1 protein-coding gene is annotated in these 1,137 nt (G+C 64.2%); it reads left to right on the forward strand.

All coding sequences use genetic code 11. From position 1 onward, the window contains the following. Positions 1-1,106, forward strand: a 1,106-nt coding sequence (locus L0U79_RS00005; RefSeq protein ID WP_345778410.1) for an OmpA family protein, incomplete at its 5' end; no start/stop codon positions are given. Positions 1,107-1,137 lie beyond the last annotated feature (31 nt).

Below are 1,137 nucleotides of genomic sequence, written 5' to 3' on the forward strand. Positions count from 1 at the left end.
TTCACGCGCAGGACACCACGCCGGCTGCCAGCAGCAGCGCGCCCGCAGCCAGCAGCAGCATGGCTAGCAGCACGGCGCCGGCATGGCCGAACGGTTTTGACGATCGCTGGTACGTGGCGCCGACCGTCGGCGGCTACTACAACGATACCGACCGCGACACGCGCAGCCGCCAGATCTACTACGGCTTGTCGGTGGGTAAATTCATCGCCCCGAACGTTTCGGTCGAGTTGTTCGTGGACCGCACCAAGCGTCGCGCCGATTCGGCCGTGTTCGGTCAGGGCAACACCTGGTCGAACAACAACTACGGTGTCTCGGCCCGTTACTTCTTCGGTGATGCCAACGCATGGCGTCCGTACCTGTTGGGCGGCGTGATGGGCAGCTACCACCACAACCCGTTCAGCCGCGACTGGGCGCCGGCCGCCGAAGCAGGCGTGGGCGTTTCCAAGTCGATCACCGACAGTGCTGACTTCCGCGTGGAAGCCGGCTACCGCTACGACTGGGACGACAAGACCCTGCCGCAGCACAACGGTTACGGCGACTGGTTCCTGGGCTTCAGCATCGTGGCGAAGATCGGTGCGGTGCCGGCAGCGGCCGCCCCGGCCACGCCGCCCCCGCCGGCGCAGCCGGACTGCTCCAAGCAGTTCCGCAACGGCGTGAACCTGTGCGACAACAAGTGCCCGGATCTGCCGGAAGGCACGATCGTGGGACCGGATGGTTGCCCGCAGAAAGTCGTGATCGACCTGAAGGGCGTGAACTTCAAGTTCGACCGTCCGAAGAAGGGCGAGACCAACATCGAGCCGGCTTTGGCCGTGCCGAGCAGCGACTCGCTGGCGATTCTGGACCAGGCCGTGGATACGCTGAAGCGCTATCCGCAGGTGAAGGTGATGGTCGCCGGTTACACCGACAGCGTGGGCAAGGCCGAGTACAACCAGGGCCTGTCCGAGCGTCGTGCGAAGATCGTGTATGACTACCTGACCGGTCACGGCATCGACCCGAGCCGTCTGGAAGGTCCGATCGGTCATGGCATGAACGACCCGATCGACAGCAACAAGACGACCGAAGGTCGCGCACGCAACCGTCGTACGGAACTGCAGGTTCAGCAGTAATCCGCACGCTAAGCTGTCATGGAAAAGCCCG

Source organism: Dyella sp. 2HG41-7, assembly GCF_021390675.1.
Lineage (GTDB): Bacteria > Pseudomonadota > Gammaproteobacteria > Xanthomonadales > Rhodanobacteraceae > Dyella_B.